Origin of the sequence: Amycolatopsis sp. NPDC001319 (assembly GCF_042896185.1) — a bacterium.
Taxonomy (GTDB): domain Bacteria; phylum Actinomycetota; class Actinomycetes; order Mycobacteriales; family Pseudonocardiaceae; genus Amycolatopsis.
Genome location: NZ_JBIAWY010000005.1, coordinates 784,877 through 801,607 on the forward strand (window position 1 = coordinate 784,877; position 16,731 = coordinate 801,607).

A 16,731-nucleotide genomic window follows, 5' to 3' on the forward strand; every position below is an offset into this window, starting at 1 on the left:
GATGCCCTTCACGGTGAAGTTCGCCCCGACCCCGATGTTGTCGGTTTCGTTCCAGCTCAGCACACCTTCGTGGCCGTGGAACTTGCGTCCCCAGTCCTCGAGGAACGCGTCGGAGGTGAAGGCGTCGACGAAGCTCTCGGCGTCGGCCTTGTTGGTGGCGTCCACGAACTGCTGGATCGCGGCCGGCACCTGCGGGGAGTCCGAAGTGGTCATACCCGGATTCTGCCCGGCGGGCGCCGGACGCGCCTCCCCCTCACGGGACTTGACCCGCCGGTAGCTCCAGATCAGCAGGGCGAACAGGATGACCCCGGAGAGGATGATGCTCGACCCGGTGCTCCAGCCGCTGAACGGCAGCCAGTCGACCGTGCCCCACACGATGCCGGCGGCGAAGAGCGCCAGGCCGGCGAGCACCGAACCCGCGATCCGCAGCGGCGAGGCCACGCTGTCCTCGGCGGCCTTCATCGCCCGCGTGCGCACCGGGTCGACGAACCGTTCCAGCGCCGGGAACTGCGAGGCCAGCACCACCAGACCCGCGAGCACCAGCAGCAACCCGGGTCCCGGCAGCACCAGCAACGCGACCCCGACGAGGAACAGCAAGCCGCCCACCACCGCGGCGAACGCCTGCTTCACCGGTTTGCCGAGTTCCACGCGGCCCCCTCCTGTCCGTTTCAGCCAGTGTGCCTGGCTCACGGACCGGGCGCCCGGAGAAACTCCGGACCGCCCCAGCGCACGCGTCCGAAGTGGACCGACCGTGAACGGCTGGGACCGGCCGAGGACCCGGCGTCAGGCCTGCGCGCCGAGGTGCGCGCCGAGCTTGTCGAGCCAGTCACCCGTGCCCTGCTCGCGCCACGCCGGCTCCTCGTGTCCGTCGAGGAACGTGCCCTGTTCGGTGAGCACCAACCGCGTGCCGTCGCCGTCCGGGACGAGCTCGACCGTGGTGACCGAGACCGTCGCCAGGCCCGCGGGACCGCTCAGGGCCCCGGAGTAGACGATGCGTTCGCCGTCGACGATGTCGTGGTAGTCGGCCGTGAAACTGAGGTCGCCGCTGCGGTTGGTCTCCCGGCCGCCGACGCGGAAGTCCAGCGAGTGCCCGGCCGCGCCGAACCAGCTCGCCTTCGCGGCCGGATCGGCCCACGCGGCGAAGACACGCGCTGGCGGCGCAGGGTAACGGCGTTCGAGAGTGAACGTGGAATGTTTGACGTCGGTCATGACGTGTTCCCTTCCTGTCGGTCGGTGGTCAGAAAGCCACCGAGACGGTCGAGCCGGTGTTCCCAGCCGGTGCGCTGCTCGCCCAGCCACTGCTCGGCCAAGCGCAGGCCTGCCGGTTCCAGCCGGTACGTGCGGACCCGGCCGGCCTTCTCCGAAGCCACCAGGCCGCACGACTCGAGCACCCGCAGGTGCTGCATCACGGCGGGCAGCGACATCGCAAACGGCTGCGCCAGCTCCTTCACCGCGGCGGGTCCGGTGACCAGCCGCGCCACGAGCTCGCGCCGGGTCGCGTCGGCGAGTGCCTGGAACACCCGGTCGAGCTGATGGTCAACCATGTGCTTAACCATGCGCCCGGCTCGCCCAATAGTCAAGTAGATGCTTAACTAAAAATCTCGCGGAGCCCTGTCGGTCCAGGCGCTCCCCGGTGGTCGCAGAGACGAAACAGCTCGACCCCGCGCCCACGGCGCGGTAGGAAACCACCAGAGAGAAGGGCTAGCCGATGCGCTACATGATGCTGATCTGCGGACGGAGCCACGAGGACTCCCGGCCGGTGCCCGACGAACCGATGGACACGGCCACCGAGGCCTGGGTGAAGGAGATGGACGGGCGGGGCGTGCGCCTGACCGGCAACCGGTTGCGGCCCGCGAGCATGGCGACCACCGTGCGCGTGAACGACGGCGAGGTGCTGCTGTCCGACGGGCCGTTCGCCGAGACGAAGGAGCAGATCCTCGGCTTCGACCTGCTGGAGTGCGAAAACCTCGACGAGGCCGTCGAGGTGGCGTCGAAGCACCCCGCCGCGAAGTACGGGCCGATCGAGGTCCGCCCGCTGTGGCTCTGGCCCGGGGAGACGCCCTGAGCGTCGAAGCCGCGGTCACGGCCGCCTTCCGCGAGGAGGGCGGCCGTGTGGTGGCCACGCTGATCCGGCTGACGGGCGACTGGGACCTGGCCGAGGAGTGCGTGCAGGAGGCGCTGGCGCGGGCACTGGAACGCTGGCCGCGCGACGGAGTGCCCCGGCGGCCGGCGGCGTGGCTCACCACCACCGCGCGCAACCACGCCCTCACGCGCCTCAAACGCAGCACGACGGAAGCCGCGAAGCTGCGCGAAGTCGCCGCCCTCGCGCCGACGGAGGAACCCGAAGCCGACCCCAGCGGTGTCCAGGACGACCGGCTGCGGCTCATGTTCACGTGCTGCCACCCCGCGTTGCCACTCGAAGGCCGCGTCGCGCTCACGCTGCGGACGCTCGCCGGCCTGACGACGGCGGAGATCGCCCGCGCGTTCCTCGTGAGCGAGCAGACGATGTCGCAACGGCTCGTGCGCACGAAGCGCAAGATCCGCGAAGCCGGCATCCCGTACCGCGTGCCACCCGCGCACCTGTTGCCGGAACGCACGGCGGCCGTGCTCGGCGTGCTGTACCTGCTGTTCAACGAGGGTTACGCCGCGACCGCCGGCGACGCGGCCGCACGCCACGACCTGTGCGTCGAGGCCATCCGGCTCACCCGCACGCTGCTGGAGCTCATGCCCGCCGAGCCCGAGATCGAGGGCCTGCTGGCGTTGCTGCTGCTCCAGCACTCCCACCGCGGCGCGCGGCTCGACGCCGACGGAGACCTCGTGACGCTGGAGGACCAGGACCGCGCCCGCTGGGACGCGGCGGCGATCGACGAAGGCCTCGCCCTCGTGGACACGGCGCTGCACCGCGGCTCCCCCGGCCCGTACCAGCTCCAGGCGGCCATCGCGGCCTGCCACGCGGCCGCCGCCACCGCGGCGGACACCGACTGGCCGCAGATCGCCGCGCTGTACGGGGAACTCGCGAAGCGCGTGCCGTCGCCGGTGGTGCAGCTCAACCGCGCGGTGGCCGTGGCGATGGCCGACGGTCCGGCCGCCGGCCTGGCGCTCGTCGACGCGATGGCGGGCGACCTCGACGGCTACCACCTGCTGCCGGCGACGCGCGCCGATCTGCTGCGCCGGCTGGGCCGCTGCGAAGAAGCCGCGGACGCCTACCGCGTGGCGCTCGCGTTGGCCGGCAACGAAGCCGACCGCCGCTTCCTGCGCCGCCGGCTGACCGAGATCTCCCCCGGAACGCCGTGAAGGGCGCCTCGGGGGAAATCCCTCGAGGCGCCCTTCACGGAAGGTCGGCTAAAAGCCCTCGCCGGCGAGCAGCTGCTCGAACGGCAGCGACGTCAGCTCGTCCGAAGCCTTCGCCTCGGGTGCGGCCGAAACCGCCGCCGCCAGCTCGCCCGCCGCACGCTCGACGCGCCGCTGCAGCGTGCCGGTCGCGCTCGCACTGCCCCAGTCCGACGAAGCGGCGTACACGCCCGTCGCCACGGGAATCGCGCGCAGGTAAGCGAACAGCGGCCGCAACGCGAAGTCCAGCACGAGCGAATGCCGTTCCGTACCACCGGTCGCGGCGATCAGCACCGGCTTGCCGTCGAGTGCTTCCTTGTCCAGGACGTCGAAGAAGGACTTGAACATCCCGCTGTAGGAGGCGGTGAAGACGGGCGTGACGACGATGAGACCGTCGGCGTGCGTCACCGTGTCGATGACTTCCTTCAGCTTCGGGCTGGGGAAACCGGTGAGCAGGTTGTTGGTGACGTCCACGGCGGTGTCGCGCAGCTCGATCACCTCGACCACCGTGTCGGGACCCAGTGCGGTGCGCGTCGCGTCCGCCAGCCGGTCGGCCAGCAGCCGCGTCGACGACGGCTGGCTCAGCCCGGCGGTGACCACGGCGATGGTGCGTGCGGTCATTTCTGCCTTCTTCTTTCCGGGAAAGGGGTTCAGACGCGGGTTTCTTCGGCGGCTTCTTCGGTCGCTTCTTCGGCGTCGCGGGCGGCCTTCAGCGACTCGTGGGTCGGCGCGTCCGGCACGTGCGCGGGGCGCATCGACTCGAGCTCCTTGCGCAGCACCGGCACCACCTGCTCGCCGAGCAGGTCGAGCTGCTCCAGCACGGTCTTCAGCGGCAGGCCGGCGTGGTCCATGAGGAACAGCTGGCGCTGGTAGTCGCCGAAGTGCTCGCGGAAGGTCAGCGTCTTGTCGATGACCTCCTGCGGGCTGCCGACGGTCAGCGGCGTCTGCGACGTGAAGTCCTCCATCGAGGGGCCGTGCCCGTACACCGGCGCGTTGTCGAAGTACGGCCGGAACTCGTTCCACGCGTCCTGCGACTTCGGCCGGATGAAGGCCTGCCCACCCAGCCCGACGATGGCCTGGTCGGCCTTGCCGTGACCGTAGTGCTCGTAGCGCTGGCGGTAGAAGCCGATCAGCTGCTGGTAGTGCGACGTCGGCCAGAAGATGTGGTTGGCGAAGAACCCGTCGCCGTAGTACGCGGCGAGCTCGGCGATCTCCGGGCTGCGGATGGACCCGTGCCACACGAACGGGGGCACGTCGTCCAGCGGGCGCGGCGTGGAGGTGAAGCCCTGCAGCGGCGTGCGGAACTTGCCTTCCCAGTCCACGACCTCTTCGCGCCAGAGGCGGCGCAGCAGCGCGTAGTTCTCGATGGTGAGCGGGATGCCCTGGCGGATGTCCTGCCCGAACCACGGGTACACGGGGCCGGTGTTGCCGCGGCCCAGCATCAGGTCCACGCGACCGTCGGCCAGGTGCTGCAGCATCGCGAAGTCCTCGGCGATCTTCACCGGGTCGCTGGTGGTGATCAGCGTCGTGGACGTCGAGAGCGTGATCGTCTTCGTCTGCGCGGCGATGTAACCGAGCATCGTCGTCGGCGACGAGGGGACGAACGGCGGGTTGTGGTGCTCACCGGTCGCGAACACGTCGAGGCCGACCTCTTCGGCCTTGAGGGCGATCCGGACCATCGCCTTGATGCGCTCGTGCTCCGACGGCGTGGTGCCGTTGGTGGGGTCGGTCGTGACGTCGCCCACCGAGAAGATTCCGAACTGCATGACCGCTCCTCAGCCGGGTAGTTCGTGGTTCTTGCTTCCTTGCCTGCACAACTGCTCGCGGGAAAGAAGTATTCCATAGTGACCATGCGGGTGACCCGGCGCACTCCCCTCTCGGCACCCCTGAACCACGGGACTCTCGCCACACCGGGGCCCGAGCGCGCGGAAGCTGTCGGGGTGTGCGGATATCCTGCAGTACGGTGTCGGCTCGGGGCCTGCCCGGGACGCCACCGTCCGCAGGCACGGTCCCTGACCACATGCGTGCCTCAACCAGCCTGAACAACGCCGTACAGCGAGCCAAGATCCGGGAGAGCGACCTCGTGACTGCTGAGACTCTGTACGGGGCCGACGACCTCACGCACCTCGAGGGCCTCGAAGCCGTCCGCAAGCGCCCCGGGATGTACATCGGCTCCACCGACAGCCGTGGCATCAACCACCTGTTCTCGGAGATCGTGGACAACTCCACCGACGAGGGCGTGGCGGGACACGCCACGCGCATCGTCGTCACCATCCACGCCGACGGCAGCGTGCAGGTCGACGACGACGGCCGGGGCATCCCCACCGGCGTCCACGCGAAGTCGGGCCTTTCGGGCGTCGAACTCGTGCTCACGCGGCTGCACGCCGGCGGCAAGTTCGGCGGCTCCGGCTACAAGACCTCCGGCGGCCTCCACGGCGTGGGCGCGTCGGCGGTCAACGCGCTGTCGCACCGCTTCGACGTCACGGTGAAGCAGAACGGCAAAGTGCACCAGATGTCGTTCGCGCACGGGGTGCCCGGCACGTTCGACGCGCCCGGGCCCAAAGCGAAGTTCACGCGCCACTCCGGCCTGAACCTCGTCGGCAAGATGAAGCGCGGCGAGCGCAGCGGCACATCGATCCGCTACTGGTACGACGCGCGTTACTTCGAGACGGGCGCGGCGCTCGACGTCGAGGGCGTGCGCGCGAAGCTGCGCAACACGGCATTCCTGGTGCCCGGCGTCACATACGTGCTGCGCACGGCCATCGAGGACACGATCAACGAGGAGACCTTCCACTACCCCCACGGGCTGGTGGACATGGTCGACTTCCTCACGCCGTCGGGCGAGAAGCCGGTGTGCGGCACCCTCGTGATCACCGGCGAGGGCACGTACAAGGAGAACGCGGCCGACGCCAACGGCGTGATGCAGTCCAATGTGGAGCGTCTCGCCGAGGTCGAGGTGGCGCTGCGCTGGGGCACCGGCTACGAGCGCACGGTGGAGTGCTTCACCAACACCATCCGCAACGTCCACGGCGGCACGCACCGGCGTGGTTTCGACCGCGCCGTCACGCGCGCGCTGCAGGACGCGATCGGCAAGACCCGCGGGCTGCTCAAGCCCAAGGAGGACCCGCCGACGCTCGAAGACGTGCTCGAGGGCATGACCGCCGTGATCCACGTGCGGCTGCCCGAGCCGCAGTTCACGTCGCAGACCAAGGACGAGCTGTCCACGGCCGGCATCACGCGGGTGATCCAGGGCATCGTCGACAAGCACGTCAAGGCCTGGGTCGACGACCGCAAGACCAAGTCCGAGGCGAAGGTCGTGCTGCAGAAGGTGGTCGACGCCGCGCGCGTGCGGCTCACCCAGAAGCAGCAGAAGGACGCCGCGCGACGCAAGACCGCGCTCGAGGGCGCGGCGATGCCGCCGAAGCTCGTCGACTGCCGCACCACGGGCGTCTCCCGCAGCGAGTTGTTCCTCGTCGAGGGTGACAGCGCGCTGGGTTCGGCCCGCATGGCGCGCGTGTCGGAGTACCAGGCGCTGCTGCCGTTGCGGGGCAAGATCCTGAACGTGCAGAAGGCGTCGCTGGGCGACACGCTCAAGAACGCCGAGATCGCGTCGATCGTGCAGGTCCTCGGCGCGGGCACCGGCCGCACGTTCGACCTCACGACGATGCGCTACGGCCGCGTGATCCTGATGGCCGACGCCGACGTCGACGGCTCGCACATCCGCACGCTGCTGATCACGCTGTTCGCGAAGTACATGCGCCCCGTGATCGAAGACGGCCGGCTGTACGCGGCGATGCCCCCGTTGCACAAGCTCGTGACGAAGGGCCGCAACCCGGAGACGCACTTCACCTTCACGCAGCGCGAGATGGAGACGAAGTTCGCGGAGCTGGAAAAGGCGGGCAAGAGCATCGTCACGCCGGTGCCGCGGTTCAAGGGCCTCGGCGAGATGGACGCCGACGAGCTCTGGGAAACCACCATGAACCCCTCCACGCGCTCCGTCCGCCGCATCACCATGGACGACGCCGAAGCCGCCGAGAGCGCCCTGGAGCTGCTCATGGGCGAAAAGGTCGAACCCCGCCGCAACTGGCTCGTCGCCTCCTCCGACCGCGTCGACCGCGACGCCATCGACGTCTGACTTTCCTTAGCTACCAAGGAGTTCTACCGTGGCACGCCGCAAGGGCACCACCACCAAGGTCGATCCCAGCGCGTTCGACTCCGCCGGGGCCAACGTCTTCGACAACTCTCTCAAGACGGAGATCGAAGACTCCTACCTGGAGTACGCCTACTCGGTCATCCACTCCCGCGCCCTGCCGGACGCACGGGACGGGTTGAAGCCGGTGCACCGGCGGATCTTGTACTCCATGAACGAGAACGGCTACCGCCCGACGCACGCGTACGTGAAGTCCTCGCGCGTCGTAGGCGACGTCATGGGCAAGTACCATCCACACGGTGACGTCGCCATTTACGACGCCATGGTGCGGTTGGCGCAGGACTTCTCGCTCAACGTTCCACTGATCGACGGGCATGGCAACTTCGGTAGCCCCGACGATGGACCGGCAGCTTCGCGTTACACGGAAGCCCGCATGTCCCCGGAAGCCATGCAGCTCGTCGGCGAGCTCGGTGAAGACACGGTCGACTTCCGGCCCAACTACGACGGTTCCCTCGAGGAGCCCTCGGTGCTGCCCGCCGCGTTCCCGAACCTGTTGGTGAACGGCACGTCCGGCATCGCGGTCGGGATGGCGACCAACATGATCCCCCACAACCTCGGCGAGGTCATCGCGGCGGCGCGGTGGCTGATCACGCACCCGACGGCGACGCTCGACAAGCTGATGGAGTTCGTGCCCGGCCCCGACCTGCCGACGGGCGGCAAGCTGCTGGGCCTGGACGAGGTGCGCCGCGCGTACGAGACGGGGCGCGGCGTGGTGCGGATGCGCGCGAACGTCGAGACGGGGCCGCTGGAAGGCAGCCGCGGGCGGCAGGCGATCACGGTCGTCGAGCTGCCCTACGGCGTGGGTCCGGAGAAGGTGATCGAGAAGATCACCGACGAGGTCAACAAGTCCAAGCGGCTCACCGGCATCGCGGACGTGAAGGACCTCACCGACCGCGAGAACGGCACGCGGCTGGTCATCGAGTGCAAGGTCGGCGTGAACCCGCAGGCGCTGCTGGCGGACCTGTACCGGCTGACGCCGCTGGAGCAGTCGTTCGGCATCAACAACCTGGTGCTCGTCGACGGCCAGCCGCAGACGCTCGGGCTCAAGGAGCTGCTGGAGGTCTTCCTCCGCCACCGCTACGACGTGGTCACGCGGCGCACCAAGTTCCGCCGCCGCAAGCGCGAAGAGCGGCTGCACCTCGTCGACGGCCTGCTGATCGCGCTGCTGAACATCGACAAGGTCATCAAGCTCATCCGCGAAAGCGAGAACGCGCAGGCGGCCAAGGACGGCCTGATGACGCGGTTCAAGCTCTCCGAGATCCAGGCGACCTACATCCTGGACACGCCGTTGCGCCGCCTGACCAAGTACGACCGGCTCGAGCTGGAGTCGGAGCAGGAGCGGCTGCGCGAGGAGATCGCGGAGCTCACGAAGATCCTCGAGGACGACTCGGTGCTGAAGAAGCTCGTGTCGTCGGAGCTGGCGAAGATCGCGAAGGACTTCCCGACGGAGCGGCGCACCGCGCTGATCGACGGTGACCTCAAGGAGGTGCTGGCGGCGTCGAAGCCGTCCGGGCCGCTGGAGGTCGCCGACGATCCGTGCCAGGTCATCCTGTCGGCCACCGGGCTGGTCGCGCGGACGGCGGCGGAGTCCGAGGAGTCGTCCGAGGTGCGCCGCCGCAACGGCCGCGTGAAGCACGACGCCGTGTCCGCCATCGTGCACACGACCGCGCGCGGCCAGGTGCTGCTGGTGACCAGCCGCGGGCGCGCCTTCAAGACGGACGTGCTGCCGTTGCCCGTGCTCCCGGAGCAAGCCGGCACGGTCTCGCTCCGCGGCGGCATGGCGGCGCGCGAGCTGGTGCCGTTGGAGAAGGGCGAGACGGTGGTCGGCGTCGCCCCGCTGGGCGAGCAGGCGACAGGTTCGCCGGGCCTGGCGATCGGCACACGCGCGGGCGTGGTGAAGGTGGTCGCGCCGGAGTGGCCGGTGCGGTCCGACGAGTTCGAGATCATCACGCTCAAGGCCGGCGACGAGATCGTCGGCGCCACCTGGCTCACCGACGGCCAGGAAACGCTGGCGTTCATGTCGTCCGAAGCGTCACTTCTGCGCTTCCCCTCTTCACTGGTGCGGCCGCAAGGTCTCAAGGGCGGCGGCATGGCCGGCATCAACCTGGGCGCCGGTGCTTCGGTGGTGTTCTTCGGCGCCGTCCGCACCGATGACGACGACCACGGCGAGCCCATGGTCGTCACGGCCACGGGCCAGTCGGTGAAGGTCACGCCGTTCAGCGAGTACCCCGCGAAGGGCCGCGCCACGGGCGGCGTGCGCGCCCACCGCTTCCTCAAGGGCGAGGACTCGGTGGCCGTCGCCTGGATCGGTTCCCGCCCCGCCGGCGCCGCCCGCAACGGCGACCCCGTGGAGCTCCCCGAGGTCGACCTCCGCCGCGACGGCTCCGGCCACGCCCACCCCGGCCCGGACGTCGTGGGCCACACCATCGAGCGAGACTGAGTCCTGCCTGAGCGGGGCATCTGCCAAGTGGCGGGTGCCCCGCTTTTTCGTGTCCCTCGATCGTGCGATGCGTTATATATCGCCCTGCGATACATTGGAGCCATGGTCACCACGCGCGGCATGTCCGAACAGGCGTTTTTCATCCTCACCGCCCTCGTCGACGCCCCGCTCCATGGCTACGGCATCGTCGGCGAGGTCAAGACCCTGTCTTCCCACCGCCTCACCCTCCGCGTCGGCACCCTGTACGGCGCCCTCGACCGCCTGACCACCGAGGGCCTCGTCGAGCCCGACCACGACGAGGTCATCAACGGCCGCCTGCGCCGCTACTACCGCTTGACCCCGGACGGCCGAACCGCACTGTCCTTGGAGGCCGAACGACAGGCGGCCAATGCCCGCGTGGCCCACCGACGGCTGGGACTGGGCCTTGCCGGGGAAGGCTCGTCGTGAGTGGCCCACGCCGGCCCAGCAGCGCTGCGCACGCACACGTACCGACCCGGGTCAGCGCGGGGAATGACCAGCCTCGAATATCCCCGCTCCCCAACCACAGAACCCGGCGCAGCCGCCACCACACCCCCCAACCGCCGCCAACACCACCAAGCCAACCGCGTACCCAGCCCCCGCCCTGGACCTCGATCCCCAGCTTTGACGCGGTCTGGATCACCTTGTCAAGGCACGCTTTCCCGCCTTGACAAGGTGATCCAGACCGTCGTGACAATCAAAGATCGGGGTACCGGCCACACGACCGATCACCGGCAACGGTGTGCGCAGCACGCCGAGCCGAACCCCAAGAGCAAGGCGGTGACGACGTGAAACCCCTCGAACTCAGGTATCGCCGGCTCACCCGCGTACTACCGGCGCACTACCGCCAGGCGTGGGAGGACGACATGGTCTCCACATTCCTCGAAGCCACGACCACCCACTCCGAAGACCCCGAGTACGAACTCGACTACGGCCGCCCAGACGCCCGAGAGACAGCAAGCATCCTCGCCCTCGCACTACGGCTGCGATTGAGCAGCGAAGGACCACCCCGCTACGCACTCGCCGGTGAAGTAGTCCGACGACTGGCCCTGGCGGGCACAGTCTTCCAAGCCTCATTGGCACTGATCACCGGAATCCTCCGCCTCACCTGGCCACCACCACTCGTGCGCGACGCACCGACAACCACCCTCATCCTGGAACTCCTGTGGTTACCCGCACTGGCCGCACTACTGACCGGACGCAGGAACACCGCCGCAGCGTTCATCACCGCGGCAACCATCGGCACAATTCTGGGCCCCGGAAGCTGGGGCATGATCCTGCTCCAAGTCGCGACACTCGCGGCCATCGCCACCTACCCCAAACCCGCGACCGTCCACACCCGACAGTGGCTGACCGCCACCGGAATCACTGCCATCGCAGCGTTCACCGTGCAATGGCTGGAAGTCGTGGACGAAGTCGCGGTAGCCGGAGTCCTGACAGTCGCCACCGGCCTCATCCTGCTGACCACCGCCCGACCGGCCGCACGCGCGACCTGGCTGGCCGCGGCGACGATCGTCACGATCGCCATCCTGGCCACCCTCCCCAGCCTCATCGGACACCTCGTTCCGATCGCCTGGGCAGTAATCGGAGCCCTTGCCATCACCGGAACCGCGCTCGCCGTCCAAACCCGGAGGACGAGCAAAGCCACTTGAGCAGTCTTCGTCACACCCCGAGTTCACCTCGACCCTTTACGTGAGAGTTAAGCAAGGCTAACCTCACTTCGATCACCGGATCGAGGGGGACGGATGAGCACCGACGAGCTGACGCGCGCCCAGGCGCCTGCCCGCTCCGGCAGGTTCCGACGTTGGCTGAGGCGCAAGCCCGTGCGACGCGTGCTGGTCGTGACGCACCGGTGGACGTCGCTGGTACTGGGCTTGTTCCTGGTGCTCGAGACGACGTCCGGGGCGATCCTGCTGTACCGCGGCGACTACTTCCGCGCGACGCACAACGACTTCTACCACCAGACGCCCACCGAACACCCCATCAGCCTCCAGCAGGCGCGGGACATCGTCGCCACCGCGAACCCCGGCTTCTCCCCCGCGTGGGTGAGCAACGACGGCGGCGTGATCGCGGTCGGCGACCCGGACTTCGCCGAGGCGTACGCGGTCGACCCCGGGACCGGGCACGTCAACGGCCGCGCCCGCCTCGAGAGCGGGGTGATGGGATTCCTCGCGAACCTCCACGACTGCGGCCTGACCTGCGAGGGCTACCCGGGCTACGTGTCGTGGCTCGCGAAACCCGTGCCGACCGTCGGGTTCGCTTGGCCGCCCGGCACGAACTGGGGGCTGCTGCTCCTGGTCGTGCTCGGGCTGCTGATGGTGCTGCTCGCGATCACCGGCATCGTCGTGTGGTGGCCCGGCTTCCGGCGCTTCTCCCACGGCTTCCGCGTCCGCACGGGCAAAGGCCGCTTCGCGCGCGACTACGACCTGCACAACGTGATCGGCATCGTCGCGGTGCCGTTCGTGCTGATGTGGGGCGTCACGGGCGCCGCGTTCTCCCTGCCGCCGGTCAAGGACGCGTGGCTCGCGGTCACCGGCGGGACGGCCGCCGACCCGCAGAAGTACTCGTTCACCGCCAACGCCGCCGCGCCCGGCACGCCGGAGATCGGCATCGACCGCGCAGCGAAGGCAGCCCTGGCCGAAACCCCCGGGGAAATCCGCTACCTGACCACACCGCAAGACGGCTACTACACCGTCTCCATCGCCAGTGAGGGCTACCAGCCCTACGGCGCTCGCGCGTTCTTCGGCGGCGACCACACCGTGTACGTCGACAGCCACGACGCCACCCACGTGTCCGATGTGGACGTGAAACCCCAGCCGGGCGCGAACTCGTTCTACGACAAGGTTTTCGAGCCCGCCCACTTCGGCTGGCTCGTCGGTGGCTGGTGGCGGATCGTCTGGTTCGTCCTCGGGCTCGCGCCGCTGGCGTTGATGCTCACGGGGATCTCGACCTGGCTGTTCCGCTCCGGCTCGAAACGCCGCCGTCGCAAAGCCCGGGCACAACGCGAAGCACAACCGAACACACGCCAGGCAACGGCGTGATCGAAACCCTGGCCTTCGCCACCACGGTGGTCTGCGTGGCCGGCGGGCTCGCCGTGCTCGGCACCGGGCTCGCCGGCCGCTACCGCCGCGGCAGGACCCTCCCCGCGCTCGCCGTCGTGGAGCTGGCCCTGATCGTCCAGGCCGTCGCCGACGTCATCGGCCTCCTCACCGGAGACCGCCCGGCCGAGCTCGGCACCCACCTCGCCTACCTCACGACGTCCCTCGTCCTGCTCCCCGTCGCCGCGGCGTGGTCTGCCAACGAACAAGGCCGCTGGGCCGCCGTCGTGATCGCCGTGGCGCTCCTGGCGCTCGCCGTGGTCGTGATCCGCGCCCAGACCACCTGGCGACCGGCGTGAAAGGCCGCCCCGGGGCAGGAAACCCCGAGGCGGCCGTGCGCCGGTCCAACCGCCGCGTCAACGAAGGCCCGGCACGTACCGAAAACTCAAGCGATCTTGAACGACTGCGCCGCACCACCGTTGCACGTCGACTGCACGAGCCGCACGGAGTCGGCCGTCGAGCCGCCGGGCACCGTCAGGCACTTGCCGCTGTGCCGGGCGGTCAGGTGGTAGTAGCCGCCACCTTCGGACACCGGCAGCCACTGCTGGTTCGCGCCGTTGCTGTAGGACCACAGCTGGATGCCGGCGTTGTCCGCAGTGGACACATCCTGCACGTCGAGCACTTCGGCCGCGTTGCCGCGGTTGTTCACGCGCACGTACCCGTCGCTGGTCGGCTGGAACTGGTACTGCTGCGCGTTGGTGGCGTTGCAGGTGTACTGCTGCACCACGGTTCCGTTGGCCGTGCCCGCCGCGGCCGCGTCGACGCACTTGCCGGTGGCCTTGTTCACCACCGGGTACCACGCGGAGGGCGAGATCCCGCCGGCCGGTGGCGTGGTGCCGCCGTCACCGGTCGCGCCGCCGAGCCAGCGCAGGCCGTCGAGCACGAAACGGTTCTGGTCGGGGCTGGCGAACGTCGACGACAGCGCGGTGTTCGTGTCGTAGTTCATCTTGTTGTGGCCGAAGTTCGCGTAGATCATCTTGTAGTTCTTGTTCGTCCACATGATCGGGTAGTACCCGCTGTACCACGTCTGGGACGGGTCGTCGCCGACCGGGAACGTGCCGGGATCGAGCGAGGCCAGGATCGAGATGTTCGGGTTCTGGCGCAGGTCGTTCTGCCAGGAGTACCACTCGCTCACCGACGACTGGATCGTCGCCGGCAGGTTCACCGTGGACGGGTGCGTGCGGTTCTCGATCTTCAGCGTCTCACCGGTCGGGCCCCACGAGTTGGAGACGAAGCGGCCGGTGCCGAGGAAGTCGTTGTGGAACCAGTTCGCGTACGACGGCGTCGAGCTGTCGTTGTACGCCGTCACGTGGAAGCCGAAGAACCCGCCACCGGAGTCCATGTAGCGCTTGAACCCGTCGAACTGCGCCTGCGACTGCGGCTGGTCGTCGAGGAACATCACCACCGCGGCCTGCGAGGTGGTCAGCGACGTGAGCTGGTTCCAGTTGTTGGTGGCCGTGAACGTGTAGCCGTTGGCCGCCGCCTGCTGCTGGAACCACGGGCGCGCTTCGTTTTCGAAGCTGATGTGTGCCGCGTCGTACGTGCCGCTGTAGAAGGCGAGCACTTTGAACGGTGTCGCGGCAGCGGCGTGCGGCGTCAGCGCGGGCGAACCGTACGCGAGGCCGAGGCACGCGGCGAAGAACACCAGCGCTTTCCCGACCAGCCCGAACGGGCGTCGTTTGGCGAACATGGGCGATCCTTCCGGTGGGGGATGGGGAGCGGAGGAAGGGTTACTTCTGGTGCATCACCACGGGAAACGCTGGTGGTAGCGCAGCCCGTAGCCGAAGGGGAACAGCGCGGGCTTCCCGTCGCCGACGTTGATCGGCTGCTGGTCGGCGCTGCGCATCCAGGTGACCGGCAGCTTGCCGGTCGGGTTGTAGTCGCCGAAGAGCACGTCGGCCACGCCCTGGCCTTCGCTGCCCGGCAGCCACGATTCGATCAGGCCGGCCCAGTCCGGCAGCTGCTTCGCGATGTCCAGCGGACGGCCCGAAACCAGCACGACCACCGTGGGCACACCCGAGTCGTGCAGCTTCTGCAGCGTCGCGAGATCCGTGGCGTCGAGGCCCATGTCCCCCGGCCGGTCGCCCTTGGTTTCCGCGTACGGCGTCTCCCCCACCACGGCGACGGCGACGTCGTAGGACTTGTCGATCCCGCTGCCGTCCTTGCTGAAGGTGACGGTGGAAGACTTCTTCACGGTCTTCTCGATGCCCTGCAGGATCGTCGTCCCCGGGATGACCGGTCCCGACGTGCCCTGCCAGCCGACGGTCCAGCCGCCGGCCTGGTTGCCCAGGTCGTCGGCGTTCTTGCCGGCCACGAAGATCTTGTTGCGGCTCTTGTCGAGCGGCAACACGTTGTGTTCGTTCTTCAGCAACACTTGTGACTCCCGCACCGCCTGGCGCGCGAGATCGCGGTGTTCCTGACTTCCGATGGTGCTGAGGTAACGCCGATCGGTGAGCGGGTGTTCGAAAAGCCCCAGCTGGAACTTCTTCGTGAGGATGCGGCGGTTGGCGTCGTCGATGCGGGACATCGGCACCTTGCCGTCCTGCACGAGGGTGCGCAGGGTGTCGATGAACTTCTGCCAGTCGTAGGGCACCATCACCATGTCGATGCCGGCGTTGATCGACGCCTCGACCTCGTCGGGGGTGAAGCCGGTCTGGCCGTCGATCTTGTCGACGCCGTTGTAGTCCGAGACGACGATGCCGTCGAAACCGAGCTCGTTCTTGAGGACGTCGGTGACGAGGTATTTGTTCGCGTGCAGCTTCACGTCGTTCCAGCTCGAGTAGCTCACCATCACCGAGCCGACGCCGCGCTTCACCGCCTCCTTGAACGGCGGCAGGTGGATCGCGCGCAGCTCCTGCTCGCTGAGCTGCGTGTTGCCCTCATTGACGCCGCCGGTGGTGCCGCCGTCGCCGACGTAGTGCTTCGCCGTCGCCAGCACCGACGCCGGCCCGCCCAGTGACCGGCCCTGCAGCCCGGTGATGATCGACGTCATCTCCGTGGCGAGCTGCGGCACCTCGCCGAACGACTCGTACGTCCGCCCCCAGCGGTCGTTGCGCGCGACGCACAGGCACGGCGCGAAGTCCCAGTCGATGCCCGTGCCGGACACCTCTTCCGCCGTGGCGCGGCCGATCTTCTCCACCAGTTTCGGATCGCGCGACGCGCCGAGCCCGATGTTGTGCGGGAAAACGGTCGCGCCGTACACGCCGTTGTGGCCGTGCACCGCGTCGACGCCGTAGATCAGCGGGATGCCCAGCGGCGTCGCCAGCGCGGCTTTCTGGAAGCCGTCGTACATGTCGGCCCAGGTGGCCGGCGTGTTCGGCGTCGGCTGCGAGCTGCCGCCCGACAGCAGCGACCCGAGCCGCCCCGTCGTCACATCCGCCGGCGACTTCACGCCCAGCCGCTCGGCCTGCATCATCTGCCCGAGCTTGTCGTCGAGCGTCATGCGCTTCATCAGATCCGCGACGCGCACCGAAACCGGCCGCCGCGCGTCCTTGTACGCAGGTTGGTTCCCGGCCAGCGCGGGCGCGTGCGCGCTCACCGTCAGCGCCGCGGCCAGCACCCCCAGCGTGATCGAACGTCCGACGCGCATCCGGCCACTCCTCGTCGAGCCACCAAACTTCACGTCTTGAATTAAT

General features: G+C 68.8%; 14 protein-coding genes and 1 pseudogene. 8 read left to right on the forward strand and 7 right to left on the reverse strand.

Features of this window, described 5'->3' with window-relative positions:
• Window positions 1–255: 255 nt before the first annotated feature.
• From ACFY1H_RS22850 to ACFY1H_RS22860, 3 genes and pseudogenes are all read right to left on the reverse strand, one after another.
• Window positions 256–648, reverse strand: a pseudogene (locus ACFY1H_RS22850) (PGPGW domain-containing protein); the annotation flags it as partial.
• 135 nt (window positions 649–783) lie between these two features.
• The gene (locus ACFY1H_RS22855; RefSeq protein WP_386949219.1) at window positions 784–1,209 is read right to left on the reverse strand and encodes an SRPBCC domain-containing protein; all 426 of its coding nucleotides are present in this window, start codon (window positions 1,207–1,209) and stop codon (window positions 784–786) included.
• The gene (locus ACFY1H_RS22860; RefSeq protein ID WP_366584431.1) at window positions 1,206–1,544 is read right to left on the reverse strand and encodes a metalloregulator ArsR/SmtB family transcription factor; all 339 of its coding nucleotides are present in this window, start codon (window positions 1,542–1,544) and stop codon (window positions 1,206–1,208) included. The genes ACFY1H_RS22855 and ACFY1H_RS22860 overlap by 4 nt, the downstream gene beginning before the upstream one ends.
• 164 nt (window positions 1,545–1,708) lie before the next feature.
• On the opposite strand from ACFY1H_RS22860, the gene ACFY1H_RS22865 reads away from it, so the two are divergent.
• Both ACFY1H_RS22865 and ACFY1H_RS22870 read left to right on the forward strand, forming a co-directional pair.
• Complete coding sequence (locus ACFY1H_RS22865; protein ID WP_366584434.1) at window positions 1,709–2,065, forward strand: YciI family protein; 357 nt, start codon at window positions 1,709–1,711, stop codon at window positions 2,063–2,065.
• Window positions 2,062–3,294, forward strand: a complete 1,233-nt coding sequence (locus ACFY1H_RS22870; protein WP_386949406.1) for an RNA polymerase sigma factor — start codon at window positions 2,062–2,064, stop codon at window positions 3,292–3,294. The genes ACFY1H_RS22865 and ACFY1H_RS22870 overlap by 4 nt, the downstream gene beginning before the upstream one ends.
• Before the next feature lie 48 nt (window positions 3,295–3,342).
• Here ACFY1H_RS22870 and ACFY1H_RS22875 read toward each other — a convergent pair whose 3' ends face one another.
• Window positions 3,343–3,951, reverse strand: a complete 609-nt coding sequence (locus ACFY1H_RS22875) for an FMN reductase (RefSeq protein WP_366584438.1) — start codon at window positions 3,949–3,951, stop codon at window positions 3,343–3,345.
• A gap of 29 nt (window positions 3,952–3,980) precedes the next feature.
• Entirely contained in the window at window positions 3,981–5,096 is a 1,116-nt protein-coding gene (locus ACFY1H_RS22880; protein WP_366584440.1) for an LLM class flavin-dependent oxidoreductase, read from the reverse strand.
• A 317-nt stretch (window positions 5,097–5,413) separates the two neighbouring features.
• On the opposite strand from ACFY1H_RS22880, the gene ACFY1H_RS22885 reads away from it, so the two are divergent.
• From ACFY1H_RS22885 to ACFY1H_RS22910, 6 genes are all read left to right on the forward strand, one after another.
• On the forward strand, window positions 5,414–7,465 hold the full coding sequence (locus ACFY1H_RS22885) for a DNA topoisomerase IV subunit B (protein ID WP_366584442.1): 2,052 nt from the start codon (window positions 5,414–5,416) through the stop codon (window positions 7,463–7,465).
• A 28-nt stretch (window positions 7,466–7,493) separates the two neighbouring features.
• Window positions 7,494–9,980, forward strand: a complete 2,487-nt coding sequence (locus ACFY1H_RS22890; RefSeq protein ID WP_386949224.1) for a DNA topoisomerase (ATP-hydrolyzing) subunit A — start codon at window positions 7,494–7,496, stop codon at window positions 9,978–9,980.
• A 102-nt stretch (window positions 9,981–10,082) separates the two neighbouring features.
• On the forward strand, window positions 10,083–10,427 hold the full coding sequence (locus ACFY1H_RS22895) for a helix-turn-helix transcriptional regulator (protein WP_366584447.1): 345 nt from the start codon (window positions 10,083–10,085) through the stop codon (window positions 10,425–10,427).
• A 359-nt stretch (window positions 10,428–10,786) separates the two neighbouring features.
• Window positions 10,787–11,650 carry a hypothetical protein gene (locus ACFY1H_RS22900; RefSeq protein WP_386949227.1) on the forward strand — a complete coding sequence of 288 codons (864 nt, stop codon included), beginning with the start codon at window positions 10,787–10,789 and terminating at the stop codon, window positions 11,648–11,650.
• A 93-nt stretch (window positions 11,651–11,743) separates the two neighbouring features.
• Window positions 11,744–13,039: a PepSY-associated TM helix domain-containing protein gene (locus ACFY1H_RS22905; RefSeq protein ID WP_386949230.1), complete on the forward strand. Its 1,296-nt coding sequence runs from the start codon at window positions 11,744–11,746 to the stop codon at window positions 13,037–13,039.
• A complete protein-coding gene (locus ACFY1H_RS22910; RefSeq protein ID WP_366584453.1) occupies window positions 13,036–13,395 on the forward strand; it encodes a hypothetical protein in 360 nt (119 codons plus the stop codon). Before ACFY1H_RS22905 ends, ACFY1H_RS22910 begins: the two co-directional genes overlap by 4 nt.
• Window positions 13,396–13,481: 86 nt before the next feature.
• On the opposite strand, the gene ACFY1H_RS22915 is transcribed toward ACFY1H_RS22910, so the two are convergent.
• Together ACFY1H_RS22915 and ACFY1H_RS22920 are read right to left on the reverse strand one after the other, a co-directional pair.
• Window positions 13,482–14,786, reverse strand: a complete 1,305-nt coding sequence (locus tag ACFY1H_RS22915) for an RICIN domain-containing protein (protein ID WP_366584455.1) — start codon at window positions 14,784–14,786, stop codon at window positions 13,482–13,484.
• 54 nt (window positions 14,787–14,840) lie between these two features.
• Window positions 14,841–16,685, reverse strand: a complete 1,845-nt coding sequence (locus ACFY1H_RS22920; protein ID WP_386949234.1) for a glycoside hydrolase family 3 protein — start codon at window positions 16,683–16,685, stop codon at window positions 14,841–14,843.
• Window positions 16,686–16,731: the final 46 nt, after the last annotated feature.

Bases quoted from the DNA above. Each gene is read 5' to 3' on its own strand.
- ACFY1H_RS22855 (WP_386949219.1), bottom strand. From the start codon at position 1,209: ATGACCGACGTCAAACATTCCACGTTCACTCTCGAACGCCGTTACCCT.
- ACFY1H_RS22920 (WP_386949234.1), bottom strand. From the start codon at position 16,685: ATGCGCGTCGGACGTTCGATCACGCTGGGGGTGCTGGCCGCGGCGCTG.
- ACFY1H_RS22915 (WP_366584455.1), bottom strand. From the start codon at position 14,786: ATGTTCGCCAAACGACGCCCGTTCGGGCTGGTCGGGAAAGCGCTGGTG.
- ACFY1H_RS22905 (WP_386949230.1), top strand. From the start codon at position 11,744: ATGAGCACCGACGAGCTGACGCGCGCCCAGGCGCCTGCCCGCTCCGGC.
- ACFY1H_RS22865 (WP_366584434.1), top strand. From the start codon at position 1,709: ATGCGCTACATGATGCTGATCTGCGGACGGAGCCACGAGGACTCCCGG.
- ACFY1H_RS22880 (WP_366584440.1), bottom strand. From the start codon at position 5,096: ATGCAGTTCGGAATCTTCTCGGTGGGCGACGTCACGACCGACCCCACC.
- ACFY1H_RS22895 (WP_366584447.1), top strand. From the start codon at position 10,083: ATGGTCACCACGCGCGGCATGTCCGAACAGGCGTTTTTCATCCTCACC.
- ACFY1H_RS22875 (WP_366584438.1), bottom strand. From the start codon at position 3,951: ATGACCGCACGCACCATCGCCGTGGTCACCGCCGGGCTGAGCCAGCCG.
- ACFY1H_RS22860 (WP_366584431.1), bottom strand. From the start codon at position 1,544: ATGGTTGACCATCAGCTCGACCGGGTGTTCCAGGCACTCGCCGACGCG.